Raw genomic sequence first — 18,182 nt, forward strand, 5'->3', positions numbered from 1 at the left:
TCGGTCCACGAAAGGTGTCCTCATGCACGGCACGCCCCTCCGGTTCGTTCTTGATCCCGTCGGCGCGGAGCTGGAGGCCGCCCTGGCCTGTGAGGCCGAGGTCTTCCTCACCACCTACGGCAACACCGCCGAGGAGTTCGATCTGGAGTACGGGCCCTACGCGGACCACACGGGCTTCATGACCGTGCTGGACGAGGACGGCGACGCGCTGGCCACCGCCCGCTTCATCGCCCCTGGACCCGCCGGTCTCAAGACGCTCAACGACGTGTCCCGAGCGCCCTGGCACGCCGACGGCATGAGGTCGGCGCGCGCCGCAGGCATCGACCCCGACCGCACCTGGGACGTCGCCACCATCGCCGTGCGCCGGGCCCCGGGTCGCACCACGCTGTGCTCCGCCGCGCTCTACCACGGCATCGTCACTGCCGCCCAGGCCAACGGCATCGACTCGATCGTGATGATCATGGACGAGCGCCCGCGCCGGCTGCTGTCCGCCTCCGGGCTGGTGCCCAACGTGCTCCCAGGCACCGGCGAGGGCGAGTACCTCGGCTCGCCACGCAGCATTCCGCTGTGGGCCAACCTGCACCGCATGTTCGATCAGCAGCGGCGGACGAACAACGAGGCCTACCGGCTCATCTATCAGGCGATCGGGCTCGACGGCATCACCCTGCCGACCGACTGGACCTGGCGCCGGTCCTCGCTCCCGGCCGCTCCCCCGGCCACGCGGACCGCGCCGTCCAGACTCGCTGAGGTGGCGTCCCGGACCCTGCTGCGCCCCGTCCAGCGCTGAGCCGCGCTGCGCGCGCCCACCCGCGTCGCGGCCGCATCCTCCGTTCTCCCTCGTCAAGCTCGCCGTCGATGTCGGCTACCTGCGCATCGCGAGCCCCGAGGGAGGCTGGCGTACGCAAGCGCTGTGGGTGCGGTGCCCTTGAGCGGCCTCAGGGCGCCGGCAGAGTGCGCACGAACGCGAGCACGGACGCGGCGAGCCGCTCGGGTTGGTCGAACGGCAGACCGTGCCCGGCGTCGTCGACCTGCGTGACCTGCAGACGCGGGTTGAGCTCGCACAGCTGGGTCGCCGTCTCGAGGGACACGACGGGCGTGTCACCGATGACGAGCAGCGTCGGTACGGCGATCGCGCCGACCAGCTGGGGGTAGGGCGGGTTGGGTGGCCTGAGGATGTCGAGCGCGGCCGGACTGGTGCTCAGCCGTGCGTCGACCTGCAGCTCGACGATCTCCCGTGGGCGTCGCGTGTGCCGCGCGAGCGCGTCCTCCAGCAACACCGACCTGCCCCGGCTGAGCGCGTGACGGTGCTGCTCGGCGACGTCGCTCTCGTACACCTCGCGTTGGCGCGCGGGGCTCAGGAAGGTGGGGTCGACGAGGACGAGCCCACGCAGCAGGTCGCCGATGCGGGTCGCGGCCAGCGCAGCGGTCATCCCGCCCATCGAATGTCCGACGAGGACCGGACGATCCAGACCGAGCTCCTGCACCAGGCCGGCCACGTCAGCGGCGAGATCCTCGTAGCAGTAGCCGCCCTCCGGAGCATCCGAGCGGCCGTGCCCGCGCGCATCGGGCAGGATCACGTCGAGCTCCGCCTCGAGAAGGCGAGCCACCGGCGCCCACCCGGCGCCGCTGCCCATCAACCCGTGGAGCAGCACGGCCGACGGCTTGTCCCCACCGCTCCGCAGGTAGGAGATCGTCACGCCGTTCACGTGGAGGTCGGAGGCAGGCCATAGGGGCATGCCGAGACGCTAGTCGAGCAGGCACTCCCCGCGTCCCTGACCCGCGAGGCCACCCTCGGATCGTTGCGCCCCGTGCCGCGAGGCGCTACGGGGTCTCCTTCCCGGCTGCGTCGCGTGCGACCGGCCCTCCCGGCGTCTGCTCAGCTGGCCCGCAGGACGGCCGATGGTGATGTCTCCCCCTCATTCTCGATCTCTCAGCAAGGAGCCACCGGCGTGGCCATCGATGTGATCACTCGTCCGATCGACGCTTCCGTCGTCAGCGGTCCGACGGACGGGGCCGCACCCGCCTCCGTTCAGCCGCGGCGCGGCGGCCGGGCGAACGGCTCCACCACCCGGTCGCTGCTCGGTCGGGTCACGATCAAGCAGCGCCTGACCGCGCTGGCGGTGATCGGCGCCGTGGTGTTCGCTGCGATGACCGCCATCGGCGTCATGCGCGTGGGCGGCCCGATGCGCGCCAACAACGCCAACCTGGCCAACGCCAACGTGCTGGCCGAGATCAACCAGGCGTACGCGCTGTGGATCGCCACCGACGACATGACCCAGGGTGCCCTCAACTCGCCGATCATCGAGTCCGAGCAGCCGGGTATCACCAAGGAGAGCCTCGACTACTTCGCCGCCGACTACGACGCGACGCTCAAGGAGGTCGACGCCGCGATCAAGGACGCGAGCGACCCGGCGATGGTGAAGGCCCTGACCGACCTCAAGCCGAAGCTGGACGCGTATCACCAGATCCAGCAGAACGCGATCAACGCCATGCAGGCCGGTGACGCGAAGACCGCGTCGCACTGGGCCATCACCCAGGCCTGGCCGCCGTACCTGGTCATCGACAAGGTCTTCCAGGAGCAGCAGGCGCTCGCGAAGAAGCTGACCAACCAGCGCACCCAGAACATCCACGACGACCTGTCGAGCCTTCGGCTGACCCTGGTCATCGTGGCGATCTTCGGCGTGCTCCTCTTCGTCGGCATCGCGTTGGGCATCGCCCGCTCGATCTCACGCCCCTTGCAGAAGGTCGTGCAGGCACTGCGCAACATCGCCGGCGGCGCCCGCGACGAGACGGCACGCGTGGGTCACGACCACGAGGACGAGATCGGCGAGATCGCTGCCGCGATCGACGTCGTGGTGGCCAACCTCATCACCGGCGAGGAGGCCACCCGTGAGGCGGCCGCCGCTCGCGAGGCCGCCCTGGAGGCCGAGCGCGCCGCCGAGGAGACGGCCCGCGAGGCCGAGGCTGCCGAGCTCCAGCGCCGCGCCGACGAGGAGCGCCGCGAGCGCGAGGTCGCCGAGGCACGCTCGGACGAGGAGCGTCAGCGCCTCGAAGAGCGACACGCCCGCGAGCGGGCCGAGGCCGAGGCCGAGGCCGAGCGCGAGCGCGAGGCGCTGGCGGCCGAGGCCGAGCGCCAGCGAATCACCGCCCAGCAGGCGGCCGAGGCCACCGAGGCCGTCCGAGCGCTCGAGGCCTACATCTCACGGGTCGCCGCCGGGGACTTCACCGCCGAGCTCGACCTCGACATCGACGCCGAGGCCACCCATCTCACCAGCGTCGCCCAGACCTCGGCCTCGGTGCAGCGGCTGACCGACACGCTGCGGAGCAGCTTCGTCCAGCTCGGCCGGCTCGCGGCCTCGGTGGCCTCCGCGGCCGATGACCTGTCGGCCGTCTCCGGCGACCTGGGCCACACCGCCGACTCCACCTCCGACCTGGCGGGCAACGTCTCGGCCGCCTCCGAGCAGGTCAGCGCGAACATCAGCACCGTTGCCACGGCGACGGAGGAGATGACCGCCTCGATCCGCGAGATCGCCGCCAACGCCACCAGCGCCTCCACCGTCGCCACGAGCGCCGTCTCCGCCGCCTCCGCGGCCCAGGACACCGTCTCGGGGCTGGGCGCGTCGTCGGCAGAGATCGGCGAGGTCATCAAGGTGATCACCTCGATCGCCCAGCAGACGAACCTGCTCGCCCTCAACGCCACGATCGAGGCCGCCCGCGCCGGCGAGGCCGGGAAGGGCTTCGCGGTCGTGGCCAACGAGGTCAAGGAGCTGGCCGGGGAGACCGCGAAGGCCACTGAGGAGATCGGCCGCCGCGTCGACGCGATCCAGGGAAGCTCGCAGCAGGCCGTCGTGGCCATCACCGGCATCAGCGAGGTGATCGGTGAGATCAACGACATGACCGGGACGATCGCCAGCGCGGTCGAGGAGCAGACCGCCACGACCAACGAGATCGCTCGCTCCGTCACCGAGGCGGCTCACGGCGCCGACGGCATCGCCCAGGACATCACGCAGGTCGCGCGCGCTGCAGCCGAGACCCAGCGGATGGCCGACGGCACGACGCAGGCGGCAGGCTCACTGGCAACGATGGCGAGCGAGCTCGACGCCTTGCTGAGCCAGTACACGTACTGAGGCCAGGGAGCACGGCCGTCGCGCCGTGAGGCGCTGAGTCACTCACCGTCCGATGACTCAGCGCTCTACGCGAGCGCCCCACAGACCTACGTCTCCGAGGTGTGTCCGCGCTGGGAGCACCCGGGCCGCCTACGGGGCCGCGATGACCTCGGAAGTCTCGGCGAGCAGGGCGCCGGCCCGGGATGCCGCGAGCAGGGCTGCGCCGAGTGCTTCGGCTCGGGCGCCAAGTCGCGCTCGTACGATCCGGATGTCGTGGTTGGCCACCGGGGGCAGTGCGGCGTCGAGGGCGCGTCCGGCCGCTGAGAGCAGCGCGTTGCTGGAGTCGGGGCGCGCGGTCAGGTCGCCGCCGATCACGACCAGACGTGGGTCGGTGATGGTGCAGACTCCGGCGAGCGCGGTCCCGAGCACCTGTCCCGCGTCAGCCAGCAGTCGCAGGGCTCCGCGATCGCCGGCGTCCGCCAGGTCGAGCAGCGACTCGACCGTTGCGGCTGGGCCGAGCGTGTGGGCCAGAGCGGAGACGAGCGCGCGCTTGCTGACGAGTGTCTCGAGGCAACCGCGCGCCCCGCATCGGCAGATCTTGCCGTCGGGGACGACCGAGAGGTGGCCGAGCTCTCCGGCCATGCCTGACGCCCCTGTGTGCAGGCGGCCGCCGAGGATCAGGCCGCAGCCCACACCCTCGCCGAGCATCACGTAGACGACGTCGTCGAACCCGGTGCCCGCTCCCAGGCGCCACTCGGCGAGCGCGCCGAGGCTCGCGTCGTTGCCCAGGTGGACCGGGAGGCCGGTGCGCTCGGCCAGGATCCCCCCGATGTCGACGCCGCCCCAGTCGAGCAGCATCGGCGGCGAGCCCAGCTGCCGGGACTCGACGACCGGGGCGGAGACGGCGACGCCGAGGCCGAGGACGCGCCCCAGGTCGGCGTCGGCGTTCGTGAGGAGGTCTGCGGTGCTGCGCGCTACCCGGTCCAGCGACGCGGCCGGCTCGTGGTCGACGTCGAGGACATGACGCTGCTCGGTGATCAAGGTGCCGTCGAGCGAGGTGAGCACCACCCGAAGGTCGGCGTGGCCGAGGTGGATCCCGATGACGGAGCCGGCGCGCGGAGCCAGGCCCAGGGAGACCGAGGGCCGCCCACCTCCGGTCGCCGGGTTGGCGCCCAGCTCGACGAGCAGGCCAGCGGCGATCAGCCTGGTGACCAGGGCCGAGACGGCCGAGGTGGAGAGCCCGGTGGCGCGTGCGACGTCGGCGCGACTGCAACGCGGTCGCGACTGGATCGCGGCAAGAACGGCTCGGCCGTTCCGGCTCACCAGCGACTCGACACCGTGCGCTTCCACGGAGGGCAGCCTAGCGGCCTTCACGCGGTAAGTACGGATCAGGACAAACGGTGGTAAAACAAATCGAAGTTGATCCTTGACCCGGATAAATAGCGGACCGTACGGTCATGAGACCTACGCCACACACCTGTCCCAGGTCGGGCATGGGGACCTATCGGCGCGCACCAGTTCGGTACGCCTTCTCTCGGAGCACACATGGTCAACAGACAACGCAGGCATGCCGTCGTCGCATTCGGCACAGCAGTGGTCGCCGGCACCCTCGCCGCCACCACCCTCGGCAACCCGGCCTCGGCCTCACGGCCCGCCCCCACTCCCCCGTCCGCGTCGCAGGCATCGTCCACGCCGGTCTACCTCAACAGGTCCTTCACTCCCGCGGAGCGAGCCGCGGACCTCGTCTCGCGGATGACGCTGGCCGAGAAGGCGCAGGAGATGAACAGCAGCCAGGCGCCCGCCATCCCGCGCTTGGGCATCGCGGCATGGGGCTGGTGGAACGAGTCCAACCACGGCGTCAACGCCTCGACGATCACTCCGACCGGCAACGCCACGACCCTGACGAACACCACCTCGTACCCCTCGGACCTGTCGATGGGCAGCACGTGGGACCCGAAGCTCGTCTACCGCGAGGCTTCCCTCATCGGCGACGAGGCCCGGGACACCGCGCCGCAGAACCGGTTCAACCTCGACTTCTACGCGCCGACCGTCAACCTGTCCCGCGACCCCCGCTGGGGCCGCAACGACGAGAGCTGGAGCGAGGACCCGACACTCACCGCCACCCTCGCGAGCCAGTACGTCGACGGCCTGCAGGGCCAGACACCTGCTGGCGTGCTGCCGGCGTCGGCCAACGGCTACTACAAGGCCATCGCGACGCTGAAGCACTACGCCGCGAACAACAGCGAGGTCAACCGACGCAACGGGTCCTCCGACATGGACCAGCGGACCCTGCGGGAGTACTACACCAAGCAGTTCGCCGACATCGTCAAGGCGGCCCACCCGGGCTCCATCATGAGCTCCTACAACTCGATCAACGGCGTTCCCGCCGCCGCGAGCGTCCAGCTGATGAGCGACCTCGCACGCGACACCTACGGCTTCGACGGCTACTTCACCTCGGACTGCGACGCCGTCCGGGAGATCCAGAACGGCCACCACTGGCAGCCGCCGACAGCGAGCGCGCCGCTGGACCAGTACGGCCGGTCGGCGTACGCCATCTCCGCCGGCGAGGACCTCGACTGCAACTGGGGCTATCACGACCAGTACAGCTACGGGAACACCGTGCCGACGGCGATCGCGCAGAAGATCAAGACCGAGGTCGACACCTTCAACGTCGGCGATGTGGACACCTCCGTCACCCGGCTCTTCACCGCACGCATCGCGACCGGTGAGTTCGACGAGGAGAGCCAGGTCCCGTGGGTCCGTGCGGCCCGCCAGCGACTCGGTGGCGCCACCTGGACGACCTCGCCCACCAACAACGCGATCACCGAGACGCCTGAGCGCCTCGCCCAGGCGCGCGAGAGCGCCCAGGAGGGCCTGGTCCTGCTGAAGAACGACAAGGTCGGGGCAGCACCGCTGCTGCCGCTCGACCTGCCGCAGAGCCAGCCGACCAAGGTCGCGGTGGTGGGCTACTTCGCCCACCCGCAGCAGCTCTTCACCGGCGGCTACTCCAGCATCCAGACCGGCGCCGGCGCCGCGAACAACATCGACGCCTACACCGGCATCAAGGACGCCATCCAGGCACGGAACCCCCAGGCCCAGGTCGACTTCCTGCCGGGCGTCACGGGCGGCACCACCGCGTCCAAGCTGACCACGGTCGACCCCGCCACCATCGCCGCGGTCAAGGGCTACGACGCCGTCGTGGTCGTCGCCGGCACCGACTACACCACCGCGTCGGAGGACCACGACCGTACGACCACCGCGCTCCCGGGCGCGCAGGCCTCGATGATCAGCCAGGTCGAGGCGGCCAACCCGCACACCGTGGTCTACCTGCAGACCGTCGGCTCGGTCGACGTGCGCAGCTTCGAGGCCACCAGCCCGGCCATCCTCTGGAGCTCCTACCTGGGCCAGCGACAGGGCGCGGCGATCGCCGACGTCCTCCTGGGCACGGTCAACCCGAGCGGGCACCTGCCCTTCACCTGGTACACCGACGACAGCCAGCTGCCGGCGATCACCGACTACGCCATCCGGCCCAGCCAGTCGGCACCCGGGCGGACCTACATGTACTACACCGGCACGCCGAGCTTCCCCTTCGGTCATGGCCTGAGCTACGGCACCTTCCGCTTCTCGGACCTCAAGGTCGCCAAGGGCGCCGTCCGGGCCTCCGGGACGATCTCTGCGACCGCGACGGTCACCAACACCGGGACGGTCGCCGGTGCGGCGACGCCGCAGCTCTACGTGACCACGCCGTTCGCCTCCGCCGCGGCGGAGCGGCCGGTCAAGAGGCTGCTGGCCTTCGACCGCGTCGTGGTCAAGCCGGGCCAGTCGGTCCGGGTCCACTTCACCGCACCCGCCTCACAGCTGGCCTTCCTCGATGAGAAGAGCCAGACGATGAAGGTGGACCGCGGCACCTACGGCCTCCAGCTGGGCGCGTCGTCCTCCGACGTCCGTGCCCGAGCCTCGGTGACGGTCACGGGACGCCTGGGCAGCCTGCCCGCAACCGTCTCGGTACGACCGGTGGAGACGGGCGACGCCGCAGCCGACGTCGCGCAGCGAGTCGCCTTCGACGCCGGTACGCGCATCGACCCGCAGGTCACCGTGGCCACCGACGACGAAGCCCTGCACGGCTACATCGCCAAGGGTCGCAGCACTCCCCTCCCGGAGGGGATGAAGATCCGCTACCACTCCAACCGCCGCGATGTCGTCGCGGTCGAGCAGGGTGGCACCGAGCTGCGCGCCGTCGGCTCGGGCGTGGCCACCGTGACGGTGGATGCCACCTACCACGGCAGGACGGTCAGCACGTCGTTCGTCGTGAACGTGGCGCCGCTGCAGATCACCTCCGCGCCCGCGGCCACCTTCATCGCGAGTACGGCCGGCAGCTTCACGGTGACGACCGTGACCACGCAGTCGCCCACCGCGCAGGAGGTGCCGAGCCTCTCCGTCGCCGGCCGGTTGCCTGCCGGGCTGACGTTCACCGACAACGGTGACGGCACGGGCACGTTCTCCGGTACGCCCACGGCGGCTGGGACGTTCACCGTCCGGGTCCGCGCCAGCAACGAGGTCAGTCCGACGGCGACTCAGGAGCTCACCCTCACGGTGAGCTGAGGCGTCTCCGTCCAGACGCGGTCGCGGGTGCCACCCGCGACCGCGTCTGCGCGCAACCGCCACTGCGTCGAGCATCCACTCCCCGATCACCGGTCCTCGGCGACCACCTGCGGCCCGTATCCGAATGCGGCGGCCGGTCGCTGCTACGACTCGCAGCCGTAGCCGTCGCCGTCGGAGTCGAGGTCGTACTTGTCGTAGCCGACCACCCGGACGGTCCCGTAGACGTAGGCCGGGCCGTTCCCGCTTCCACCCCCGCAGTCCACATCACTGGCGATGGGGACACAGGCACCGGAGTAGTTGCTGTCGCAGCCCGATCCGCCCGACACGTGGTGGGGCTTCGGCTTGGGCGGGTCGACGCGCGTTCCGTGGAGGACGATCCGGGGCACGGGCTTGCGAGCCACGTACCTCTTGACGACGTGCCGGGAGACGGCGACACCGTTGCGCAGCGTGATCCGGGTGACGGTCACGCGCACACCGGGACGCCCGGCCTGCTTGACCCGCTTCGTGCCCTTCTTCAGGGTCGCGGTGTCGACATGGCGCACGGAGTAGCGGATCGCCGATCGCGAGCGCTCCGTGCGGTAGGTGATGACGACCGGCGGCTTCGGCGACGTCGAGGGCTTGACCGACGGGGACGACGAGGCCGACCCGGTCGCGCAGGCGGAGGCCGAGACGGACGGCGAGGCAGAGGCTGATGTAGATGCAGAAGCAGAGGTCGACTCGGACGCCGACTCCGAAGCCGTCGGGGAGACGGAGACCGACGCGGAGTCAGAGCTCGACGCCGAGGCGGTCTCCGACGCGGACGCCGTCGCAGAGGCCGTGGCCGACGCAGAGGGCGTGGCCGGCGCAGAGGGCGTGGCCGACGCAGACGGCGACGGACATGCAGAAGGCGTTGTCCCCGCCGCTGTGGCCGCCTGGGCAGCGTCAGATCCCTCCATCGCCAGCGCAGTCACGCCAGCCCCGCTCAGAACGGTCAGTGCGATGCAGGCGGCGAGCCGCTGAAGCCTGCGCGTGCTCCCGATCCCAGTACGTGCGTCATGTCCCATGGTGCTGTTCCCTCCGACGTAAAGCTCCCTCGGCGACCGTAGAGGGCGTGCACGGCGGGCGCAGACGAATCGGTCGACTCACAGCACCGTGCCAGGTCGGCCCGACGCCGGCTCGCCGACCGTCGCGCGGGGCGCAGCGCCGGGACGAGCGATCCGTCGAGCCTCAGTGACAGGGAGCGCCCTCACAGCACGGGCGGATGTAGCCGCAGCCGTCGCAGCGCTCGTGGGAGGTCTCCCAGCGCATCAGGGTGCCGCAGTTGGGGCAGGGCTCGGTCAGGTCGGCCATGGGCAAAGGTTATCGATCGCGGATGCCCCAGGGGGTGTGCCCGGCCGTGTGCCGGGAACCGGGGCTCGTGAACACACAGACTGCGGCTGAGGAGGCGCGGGACTCCCCCGCCCTCGAGTGGGGAGCGCGGATCGGGTTCGTGGTCTACGGACTCGTCTACGGCGTGCTCGCATGGCTGACCGTGCAGATCGCGGTGAGCGGCGGCAGCTCGGCGAAGGTGTCGCGGCAGGGGGCGCTCCATGAGGTCGCGCGTCAGCCTTTGGGCGGGACGATGCTGTGGATCGCGTTCGGCGGCTTCTGCGCGCTGGTGCTGTGGGAGGCGGCCACCGCACTCGTCGGGCACCACGACAAGGACGGCGGCAAGCGGGTCGTGGCACGACTCGCCTCGGCGGCCAAGGCGATCGTGTTCGCCGTCTTCGCGTTCTCCTGCGCCAAGGTCGCCTCCGGCTCGGGCGGCAACAAGAGCGGTGGCGCCAAGACGTGGACCGCCCGAATCCTCGAGCTGCCCGCCGGACCGGTCATCGTGGCCGCGGCCGGTCTCGCCATCCTCGCGTACGGCGTCTACAGCGTCATCCGCGGTCTCGGCGACGGCTGGCGCAAGGATCTCGATCCCGACGGCAAGCGAGGCGATCTCGGCAAGGTGATCACCGTGCTCGCCCGCACCGGCTACACCAGCCGCGGCCTCGCGTTCGGGATCGTCGGCGGCCTCGTCATCTGGGCCGCCTTCACTCAGGACGCCCAGCACTCCGGCGGCCTCGACCAGGCGCTCCAGCGCGCCCGGCACGCCCCGCTGGGCAGCGCGCTGCTGATCCTGATCGGCCTCGGCTTCGCCTGCTACGGCCTCTACAACATCGCCCGCGCGTTCTATCTGCGCCGCAAGTAACCCGCCCGCCGCGGCGCGCCGGGAGCCGTACGGTCTTGGCAGGGAGGTCTAGACGGCCTACCGTGGGCAGCGTAGGCGGCGCTCTTGCGTCGTCCACCCTCGTTAAGCAAATGGCGAGACCCCTCATCCTCTACGAGGAGCAGTCTCGTGAGCACTGATAAGCGACCGCCCCACCCGAACGGGCCTCCGACCCCCGTTCTGAATCGCGCTGACCGCGCCCGCCGCACGCAGGCGCTGCTGGACGCTGCGGCCGTCGCCGCGACCCCCGAGGAGCGGCGCGCACGGCTCGGCGAGGTGGCCGCTCTCAACCTCGACATCATCTCCGCCGTCACCATGGCGTCGGCCAAGCGCTACCGCGGCACTCCCCTCGATCGCGACGCGCTGCTGACCCACGTCACCGCCGTCTACACCGAGGCCGTCCTCGCGCTCGAGCTGCCCCTCGAGCGCGACTTCGTCGTCTGGGCAACTCCCGTGGTCCGCAGCGCCATCGTCAGCTTCGTGCGGCTCGTACCGGTCGCGATCTAGGGTCCGGATCAGGACGAGAGGCACCGCTTCGTGGCAAGATTCGCGGACCACGTTGTCGAAAGGGCCGCACGCGCATGACATCCGAAGTCTCCTTGGACGAGGCGGCTGCTGCCTTCGCGTCGCTCGCCCAGATGGTCTACCAGGGCCACGCGTACGACCAGATCTTCGGTGAGATCTGCCGCACCGCGCTCACCGTCGTCCCGGGCTGCGACCGGGCCTGCATCACCACGGTGGGCGCCGACCAGCAGCCGGTGCTGGAGGCGACGACCGACGACATCGCGGCGTACGTCGACAAGCTCGAGTGGGAGGTCGGCGAGGGCCCGTGCCGCGACGCGATCGTCACCCAGCGCTTCGAGTGGGACGCCGACATCACCGTCCACCCGGCCTGGCCGAAGCTGGCCGAGCGGATCCTGCGCGAGACGCCCGTACGCGGGATGATCGGCTACCGGATCATGGTCGAGGGCCGGAAGGTCGGCGCGCTCAACATGTTCTCCGACGTGCCGGGCGCGTTCACCCAGGAGGCCGCCGACATGGGTGCGCTCCTGGTGAGCTTCGCGTCCGTCGCCCTCAGCGCCGCCACCCAGCGTGAGGAGGCGACCAGCCTGCGCGAGGCGATGATGAGCAACCGCGAGATCGGCAAGGCCGTCGGCATGCTGATGGCGACCCACGACCTCACCGACGCGGAGGCCTTCCAGCGGCTACGGGCCGCGTCCAACCGCCTCAACACCCGCCTCGCCGACATCGCGGCCCAGGTCGTCGCCGACCACAGCGTGATCCGCGAGGACCCCTCCTGATCCAGCCGTGCGCCGGCAGATCGTCGGCTCACGCCGCGCGACAGCGTCGTACGAGCTCGCGTAGCTGAGGGAGCAGGTTGTCGCGGCGGGTCTCCCGCATCCAGTCATCGGGCAGCGAGAGCCGGATGACCCGGCGCCAGGCGGAGAGCACCTGCGGGACGAGCGGGCGCGCGCAGTAGGTGAGCCCGTAGCGATCGAAGAGCGCGCGGACCCTCGGCGCGATCTCCGCGTAGCGGTTGCTCGGCATGTCCGGGAACAGGTGATGCTCGATCTGGTGGGAGAGGTTCCCGGTCAGCAGGTGCAGCACCGGCGGCCCGGTGATGTCGGCGGAGCCGAGCATCTGGCGCAGGTACCAGTCGCCGCGGCTCTCGTTCGGGTCCAGGTCCGCCAGCTCGAAGACCTCCACTCCCTGCGGGAAGTGGCCGCACATGATCACCGAGTGCGACCACAGGTTGCGCGTCAGGTTGGCGACGGCGGCGCCGGTGAGGGCGCCTCGCCAGCTGCGGGTCGCCAGCGCCGGCCACACCACGTAGTCCTTCGCCGCCTGCCGCAGCGCCCGGCGCACCATCCGCCGCGCCTCCACCCTCTTCTCCGGCGACATCGCGACCCGCTGCCGCAGGTGGTCGCCCAGGTCGAGGTCGTACATGGCGATGCCCCACTCGAAGATGCAGGCGGTCACCAGGTTCCACACCGGCTGGGCGAGGTAGCGGGGCTGCCACTCCTGCGCCTCGTCGACCCGCATGATCCCGTACCCGAGGTCGTTGTCGCGCCCCACGATGTTCGTGTACGTGTGGTGGACCTGGTTGTGCGCGCGCTGCCACTGCTCCGGGGGCGAGGCATGATCCCAGTCCCAGGTGGTGGAGTGGATCCGCGGATCGCCCATCCAGTCCCACTGCCCGTGCAGCACGTTGTGGCCGATCTCCATGTTCTCGAGGATCTTCGCCAGCGCGAGGGAGGCGGTGCCGAGCAGCCACAGGCTGCGCCGGCGAGAGCCCAGCAGGAGCACCCGGCTGCCGAGCTCGAGGAGGCGCTGCGCCTTGATCACCCGCCGGATGTAGGCCGCGTCGCTCGCGCCGCGGCTGCTCATCACCTCGCGGCGGATCTCGTCGAGCTCCTCGGCCAGCTCCCTCACCTGGGCGTCGGTGAGCGCGGCGGGACGGGTCGCGGTGAGGGAGGCCATGCGATCAGGTACCCCGCCACGGCGTCCGCGTCGCCCCGGCTTCACACCGTCTGGGGAAGCATCGCCCGGACGGGCACCGGGCACTGGTACGTCGTGACGGTGCCGCCTCCTCCCCCGCGTGTCCGGCTCTCGGCCGCGGCAGTGCTCCTGCTCGGCTACGGCGCGATCGCAGCCCGCCCGGGCGACCCCGGCCGCCGCGAGCGCGCACTGTTCGCACTGGTCAACGGCATGGACCAGCGGGTCGAGCTACGGGTGGCCCAACAGTGGGGCATCCCCTGGACGCTCCCGCTCGTGGCTGCGATCGCCGCGGCCCGACGACGCCCCCGCCATGCCGCGGTGGCACTCCTCGCCCTGGGCGCGACCAAGGGCGTCGAGGTCGCGACCAAGAAGGTGCGCCCTCGTCCCCGTCCGCTCTACGTCCAGCCGACGGCCCTGCGCGACGACGCGCCCCTCGAGGGCGGCTCGATGCCGTCGGGGCACGCGGCCGTCGGGGCCTGCGCCACCATGCTGCTGGCGCCCCTCGTACCGGCCCCCGTGACTGCGGTGACGGGAGCGGTCACGCTGCTCTCGGCGCTGGCCCGCGTCCAGCAGGGCGCCCACGAGCCGCTGGATGCCGTGGCCGGGCTCATGCTCGGCAGCGGCATCGGGCTGCTCGGTCTCGAGCTCTGCCGCTGAGCGTCAGCGCGCCTCGAGCACCCGGGCCAGGAACTGCTTCGTACGCTCCTCGCGCGGGTCCTCCAGGACCTCCGCGCCGCCGCGCTCCGCGATGACCCCGCCGTCCAGGAAGAGCACCTGATCGGCGACGTCGCGGGCGAAGCGCACCTCGTGGGTGACGATGACCAGGGTCAAGCCCTCGGCGGCGAGGTCGCGGATCACCGCGAGCACCTCCCCGACCAGCTCCGGGTCGAGGGCCGAGGTGGGCTCGTCGAGCAACAGCACCTCAGGCTTCAGCGCCAGCGCACGGGCGATCCCGACACGCTGCTGCTGCCCGCCGGAGAGCTGCGCGGGATAGGCGTCCTCACGCCCCGCGAGGCCGACCTGCTCGAGCAGGACGCGAGCCTGCGCCACCGCCTCCTCCCGCGGCAGGCGCTGGACCTGGACCGGCCCCTCGATGAGGTTGCCGAGCACGGTCATGTGCGGGAAGAGGTTGTGCGCCTGGAAGACCATCCCGCTGCGGGCGCGCAGCGCTCCGATGGCCCGGTTGCGCTCCCGCTTGTCGCGTGGGAGGGAGGCGAAGTCGACGCTCGCGTCGTCGATCCGCACGACCCCGCGATCGGGGATCTCGAGGACGTTGAGCGAGCGCAGGACGGTCGTCTTGCCGGAGCCGGACGGGCCGAGCAGCACCGTCGCCGTGCCGCTGTCGACCGCGAGGTCGACGCCGCGCAGCACCCGGTGGTCGCCGAACGACTTCTCCAGCCCGGTGACCTCCACCAGAGCGGTCATACCGCGTACCTCCCGACTCGCTTCTCCAGCGCGTTCTGGCCCAACGAGACCACGTAGCAGATGATCCAGTAGTAGAGCGCGGCCAGGCAGTACAGCGCCATGAACCGGGTGCTGACCGACGCGGCCACCTGCGCCTCGCGGAAGAGCTCGGTCATCAGCACGACCGAGGCCAGCGAGGTGTCCTTGATCAGCGAGAGCAGGGTGTTGGACAGCGGCGGTACGGCGATGCGCGCCGCCTGGGGAAGCACGATGCGCCGCATGGTCCGCGCATAGCCCATGCCGATCGTGGTGGCTGCCTCGAACTGACCGCGCGGCACCGCCAGGATCGAGGCCCGGATGATCTCCGCGGCGTAGCCGCCGACGTTGAGGCTCAGCGCCAGGCAGGCCGCGGGGAAGCTCGGCAGGTCGACGCCGAGCTCGGGCAGGCCGTAGAAGACGATGAAGAGCTGCACCAGCAGCGGCGTGCCTCGGATGATGGAGATGTAGACGCGCGCCGGGGCCCGCACCCACCAGCTGGACGAGATCCGGGCGAGGGCGGCCAGCAGGGCGATGAGCAACCCGACGACGAAGCTGACGATCGTCAGCGGGATGGTGCCCTTCAGCGTCCCGCGCAGCATCGGCCACGCGGCGTCGCGCACCACCTGCGCGGTGCTGCGCCCGACGTCCGAGCCCTTGACGTGGACCTGGCCCGCGTTGGGCACGGTGACGTCGGACTTGAAGTACTTCTGCGAGATCCTCGCCAGGGTGCCGTCGGCCTTGAGCGCGGCCAATGCCGCGTCGGCCTGGTCGCGCAGCGCGCTGTCCGACTTCGGGAAGACGAGCGCCTGCTTGTTGACCTCGTCGCCGGCGTCGCCCGCGATCTTGATCTTCGTGGAGCCGGAGGTGGCCAGGTAGTCCAGCACCGCGATGTTGTCGTTGATGGTCGCATCGACGCGGCCCTGCGCGAGCAGCGCGGCGGTCTGGGAGAACTGGTCGACGTACTGGACCTTCGCGCCGGCGTCCTTGGCGACCTGCGTCCAGTTGCTGGTCTGCGACTGGGCGGCGGTGCGCCCTTTCAGGTCGGCCAGCGTGGTGATGTCGTCGGTGCCGGCTGCGGTGACGATGACGCCGTGGGAGTACGTGTACGGCGTGCTGAAGAGGTAGTGCGCCTCACGGTCCGGGTTGATCGTGATCTGGTTGGCGATCATGTCGATCCGGCCGGCGTCCATCGCCGGGAACAGCGAGTCGAAGGTGCCGCGGACGATCTTGAGGTCCCAGCCCGCCTTCGCCGCGACCGCCCGGGCGACCTCGATGTCGAAGCCGGTCACCTCGCCCGACTTCGGATCGATGTAGGAGAACGGAGGGTACGTGCCCTCCGTGCCGACCCGGACGACCGGGCGCGACGGGGCGTCGGCAGCCGATGCGGCGGGCGCGATCGCCGGCATCGCCAGGATCGCGCCGAGCAGGAGCACGAGCAGGATCAGTACGCGTCTCACGTCGGATCAGCAGCCGTCTCGCAGCAGGAGGAGGTCGCATCGCATGTCGGCACATTACCCAGCCGACCGGCGGACGAGACTCAGTACGTCGCCAGCCCGGTGCGGAACGCCGAGGCGGACCCCGTGGAGGAGTCGATGCGCCAGTCGGTCTCCTTGTTGAAGTCGAACCAGGTGAAGCCAGCGATCTCGGGGTGCGCCGCGAGCGTGCTGAACATGTCACGGATCCACGTCGCCTTGTCGCCGCCCTTCTCCGTCGAGGCGACCTCACCGAGCCAGATCGGCTTGGCGGTGAGCGCCCGCAGCTGCGTGAGGCCCGCACCGAAGATGGTGGCGAAGGACTGCCAGGTGGTGCCGGTGCCGGTCGTCCCCCAGTTGTAGCCGTCCAGGCCGACCTGGTCGACGTAGGCGTCCCCGGGGTAGGCGGCAGCCAGGGTGGAGGAGCCCGAGGAGGGCACGTTGGGCGTCCACGCCCAGGTCACGTTGGTGACGCCCTGGGCCACGAAGACGTCGTGCACATGGCGGAAGGCGGCGACGTAGCCGGCGGCGGTGTTCCCGTTGACCCCGACGCTCCACGGGTACCACTGGCCGTTCATCTCGTGGCCGAAGCGGAGCACGACCGGACGGCCGTACGCCTTCACCGAGGCCGCATAGCCCTTCAGGTACGCGTCGAAGGCGCCATCGGCGATCCGCGCGTCCGCGTACGCCGGCTGGTTGAGCCCCGCGGCCGGGTCCCACGGCTCCCAGGTGACCTCCACGGTCGAGCCGCTCGCGGCGAACGTCTGCGCGGCTGCCGCCGGGAAGGTGGTCCCGTTGGACCACGCGTCGTACCACATCACCCGGTCAGGACTCTGGCCGAGCACCTGCGTCACGGCGTTCAGCGCGCTCGCGTCCTGGGGCAGGCCGGGCGCGGCGATGCCCCAGGACCGCGGAACGGTCGGTGCAGGCGGGGCGGTGGTGGTCTTCCCCGGCTTCGACCTGGCCGATCGAGCCTGCGCGGGCGAGGCCATGCCGGCCGCCACGAGCAGCACTGCGAGCAGCGCCACCAGCGGCATCGTCATGCGGCGCGAGCGGAACCGGGAGGGAGTCGATGTCATGGCCACGCCTCAGTAGAGCAGGTGGGATCAGAGCGAGGGCGTGTCGGTCGGCGTGTCGGTCGGCGTGTCCGTGGCGCTGTCGGTCGGGTCCGTCGTCGGGTCCGTCGTCGGGTTCGACGACGGCGTACCGGCCTGGCAGGCATCCAGCGCGGCGGTAGCAGCGGCGACGCGACCCACCTGGGCCTGGCGGTCGCGGGTGGCCTGGGCGAGGTCGGCCTTCGCAGCCACCAGCGCCTTCTGTGCGCGGGCCTTGGAGGACTTCTTCGCCGAGGCGACCGCCTTCTTGCTCTTCGCGACGGCGGTGGTCTCCGTGGCGAAGCGCTGGGCGAACCAGTCGAGCTTCGCCTGGGCGTTGGTGAGGTTCGCCTGCTCGACCGAGCACGGCTCCTCGCCGGTGGCCTTGACCGGCTTGGGCGGCTTGGCCATGGAGACCGGCTTGCCGGCCCATGAGGGCTTGCCGGCGCTGGCCGACTCGGCGAACGCGACACCCCCGATGCTCATGCTCACCACAGCGACAGCGGCCATCGTACGGATGCCAGAACGGGGCATCTTTCCTCCTCAGGAGCAGAGGGTCCGGCGCACGCAGCGGAGCTGCGTCGTGGGTCGGAGCCGGTCGATGCCCCCACATCGGCACCGCAGGCGCCGAGCTGAGGCGCGGTCGCGAGGGCGGTCGAAACTTGCCTCTTGTGACCTGGATCACTGTCATGCCAGGATGACAGCCGGTCAAATTGAATCGTTTCAGAGAAAAGAG

At 70.8% G+C, this 18,182-nt stretch carries 17 protein-coding genes; 8 read left to right on the plus strand and 9 right to left on the minus strand.

Annotated elements, in window-relative coordinates; genetic code table 11:
• The first annotated feature begins 22 nt into the window (after positions 1 to 22).
• Positions 23 to 787, plus strand: a complete 765-nt coding sequence (locus KSO98_RS04825; protein ID WP_225283848.1) for a hypothetical protein — start codon at positions 23 to 25, stop codon at positions 785 to 787.
• Positions 788 to 935: 148 nt separating this feature from the next.
• On the opposite strand, the gene KSO98_RS04830 is transcribed toward KSO98_RS04825, so the two are convergent.
• Positions 936 to 1,736: an alpha/beta fold hydrolase gene (locus tag KSO98_RS04830; RefSeq protein WP_225283849.1), complete on the minus strand. Its 801-nt coding sequence runs from the start codon at positions 1,734 to 1,736 to the stop codon at positions 936 to 938.
• Between the two features lie 213 nt (positions 1,737 to 1,949).
• Here KSO98_RS04830 and KSO98_RS04835 point away from each other — a divergent pair, with 213 nt between their 5' ends.
• Positions 1,950 to 4,127, plus strand: coding sequence for a methyl-accepting chemotaxis protein (locus KSO98_RS04835; RefSeq protein ID WP_225283850.1), 2,178 nt, complete (start codon positions 1,950 to 1,952; stop codon positions 4,125 to 4,127).
• A 129-nt stretch (positions 4,128 to 4,256) separates the two neighbouring features.
• Here the strand turns inward: KSO98_RS04835 and KSO98_RS04840 are convergent, their stop codons facing one another.
• A complete protein-coding gene (locus KSO98_RS04840; protein WP_225283852.1) occupies positions 4,257 to 5,456 on the minus strand; it encodes an ROK family transcriptional regulator in 1,200 nt (399 codons plus the stop codon).
• Positions 5,457 to 5,651: 195 nt separating this feature from the next.
• Here KSO98_RS04840 and KSO98_RS04845 point away from each other — a divergent pair, with 195 nt between their 5' ends.
• Positions 5,652 to 8,708 (plus strand): glycoside hydrolase family 3 C-terminal domain-containing protein, encoded by a 3,057-nt coding sequence (locus KSO98_RS04845; protein ID WP_225283854.1) that lies wholly within the window; start codon positions 5,652 to 5,654, stop codon positions 8,706 to 8,708.
• A gap of 143 nt (positions 8,709 to 8,851) precedes the next feature.
• Here KSO98_RS04845 and KSO98_RS04850 read toward each other — a convergent pair whose 3' ends face one another.
• Positions 8,852 to 9,295, minus strand: coding sequence for a G5 domain-containing protein (locus KSO98_RS04850; protein WP_225284146.1), 444 nt, complete (start codon positions 9,293 to 9,295; stop codon positions 8,852 to 8,854).
• Between KSO98_RS04850 and KSO98_RS04855 the strand changes: the two genes are divergently transcribed.
• Complete coding sequence (locus KSO98_RS04855; protein WP_225284159.1) at positions 9,291 to 9,707, plus strand: MSCRAMM family adhesin SdrC; 417 nt, start codon at positions 9,291 to 9,293, stop codon at positions 9,705 to 9,707. The two genes, KSO98_RS04850 and KSO98_RS04855, sit on opposite strands and share 5 nt — an antisense overlap.
• Positions 9,708 to 9,914: 207 nt before the next feature.
• Here the strand turns inward: KSO98_RS04855 and KSO98_RS18420 are convergent, their stop codons facing one another.
• Positions 9,915 to 10,037 (minus strand): hypothetical protein, encoded by a 123-nt coding sequence (locus tag KSO98_RS18420; RefSeq protein ID WP_263642334.1) that lies wholly within the window; start codon positions 10,035 to 10,037, stop codon positions 9,915 to 9,917.
• Between the two features lie 67 nt (positions 10,038 to 10,104).
• Here KSO98_RS18420 and KSO98_RS04860 point away from each other — a divergent pair, with 67 nt between their 5' ends.
• The 3 genes from KSO98_RS04860 to KSO98_RS04870 all read left to right on the plus strand — a co-directional run bounded on the left by KSO98_RS04860 (position 10,105) and on the right by KSO98_RS04870 (position 12,239).
• Entirely contained in the window at positions 10,105 to 10,920 is an 816-nt protein-coding gene (locus tag KSO98_RS04860; RefSeq protein WP_225283856.1) for a DUF1206 domain-containing protein, read from the plus strand.
• 147 nt (positions 10,921 to 11,067) lie between these two features.
• On the plus strand, positions 11,068 to 11,445 hold the full coding sequence (locus tag KSO98_RS04865; RefSeq protein WP_225283857.1) for a hypothetical protein: 378 nt from the start codon (positions 11,068 to 11,070) through the stop codon (positions 11,443 to 11,445).
• A 74-nt stretch (positions 11,446 to 11,519) separates the two neighbouring features.
• Positions 11,520 to 12,239, plus strand: a complete 720-nt coding sequence (locus KSO98_RS04870; protein WP_225283858.1) for a GAF and ANTAR domain-containing protein — start codon at positions 11,520 to 11,522, stop codon at positions 12,237 to 12,239.
• Positions 12,240 to 12,267: 28 nt separating this feature from the next.
• On the opposite strand, the gene KSO98_RS04875 is transcribed toward KSO98_RS04870, so the two are convergent.
• Entirely contained in the window at positions 12,268 to 13,419 is a 1,152-nt protein-coding gene (locus tag KSO98_RS04875) for a fatty acid desaturase family protein (RefSeq protein WP_225283859.1), read from the minus strand.
• A gap of 99 nt (positions 13,420 to 13,518) precedes the next feature.
• On the opposite strand from KSO98_RS04875, the gene KSO98_RS04880 reads away from it, so the two are divergent.
• Entirely contained in the window at positions 13,519 to 14,094 is a 576-nt protein-coding gene (locus tag KSO98_RS04880; protein WP_225283860.1) for a phosphatase PAP2 family protein, read from the plus strand.
• A gap of 3 nt (positions 14,095 to 14,097) precedes the next feature.
• Here KSO98_RS04880 and KSO98_RS04885 read toward each other — a convergent pair whose 3' ends face one another.
• From KSO98_RS04885 to KSO98_RS04900, 4 genes are all read right to left on the minus strand, one after another.
• A complete protein-coding gene (locus tag KSO98_RS04885; protein ID WP_308012727.1) occupies positions 14,098 to 14,862 on the minus strand; it encodes an amino acid ABC transporter ATP-binding protein in 765 nt (254 codons plus the stop codon).
• A complete protein-coding gene (locus tag KSO98_RS04890; protein WP_225283861.1) occupies positions 14,859 to 16,337 on the minus strand; it encodes an ABC transporter substrate-binding protein/permease in 1,479 nt (492 codons plus the stop codon). The genes KSO98_RS04885 and KSO98_RS04890 overlap by 4 nt, the downstream gene beginning before the upstream one ends.
• Positions 16,338 to 16,417: 80 nt before the next feature.
• Entirely contained in the window at positions 16,418 to 17,431 is a 1,014-nt protein-coding gene (locus KSO98_RS04895) for a glycoside hydrolase family 26 protein (protein WP_225283862.1), read from the minus strand.
• 27 nt (positions 17,432 to 17,458) lie between these two features.
• Positions 17,459 to 17,980, minus strand: coding sequence for a hypothetical protein (locus KSO98_RS04900; RefSeq protein ID WP_225283864.1), 522 nt, complete (start codon positions 17,978 to 17,980; stop codon positions 17,459 to 17,461).
• Between the last annotated feature and the right edge of the window lie 202 nt (positions 17,981 to 18,182).

This window comes from Nocardioides nematodiphilus, from assembly GCF_020216525.1.
Classification (GTDB): Bacteria; Actinomycetota; Actinomycetes; order Propionibacteriales; family Nocardioidaceae; genus Nocardioides; species Nocardioides nematodiphilus.

Excerpts from the sequence above, each read along its gene's own strand:
- KSO98_RS04825 (WP_225283848.1), top strand. The coding sequence starts at position 23 with ATGCACGGCACGCCCCTCCGGTTCGTTCTTGATCCCGTCGGCGCGGAG.
- KSO98_RS04830 (WP_225283849.1), bottom strand. The coding sequence starts at position 1,736 with ATGCCCCTATGGCCTGCCTCCGACCTCCACGTGAACGGCGTGACGATC.
- KSO98_RS04845 (WP_225283854.1), top strand. The coding sequence starts at position 5,652 with ATGGTCAACAGACAACGCAGGCATGCCGTCGTCGCATTCGGCACAGCA.
- KSO98_RS18420 (WP_263642334.1), bottom strand. The coding sequence starts at position 10,037 with ATGGCCGACCTGACCGAGCCCTGCCCCAACTGCGGCACCCTGATGCGC.
- KSO98_RS04870 (WP_225283858.1), top strand. The coding sequence starts at position 11,520 with ATGACATCCGAAGTCTCCTTGGACGAGGCGGCTGCTGCCTTCGCGTCG.
- KSO98_RS04875 (WP_225283859.1), bottom strand. The coding sequence starts at position 13,419 with ATGGCCTCCCTCACCGCGACCCGTCCCGCCGCGCTCACCGACGCCCAG.
- KSO98_RS04885 (WP_308012727.1), bottom strand. The coding sequence starts at position 14,862 with ATGACCGCTCTGGTGGAGGTCACCGGGCTGGAGAAGTCGTTCGGCGAC.
- KSO98_RS04895 (WP_225283862.1), bottom strand. The coding sequence starts at position 17,431 with ATGACATCGACTCCCTCCCGGTTCCGCTCGCGCCGCATGACGATGCCG.
- KSO98_RS04900 (WP_225283864.1), bottom strand. The coding sequence starts at position 17,980 with ATGCCCCGTTCTGGCATCCGTACGATGGCCGCTGTCGCTGTGGTGAGC.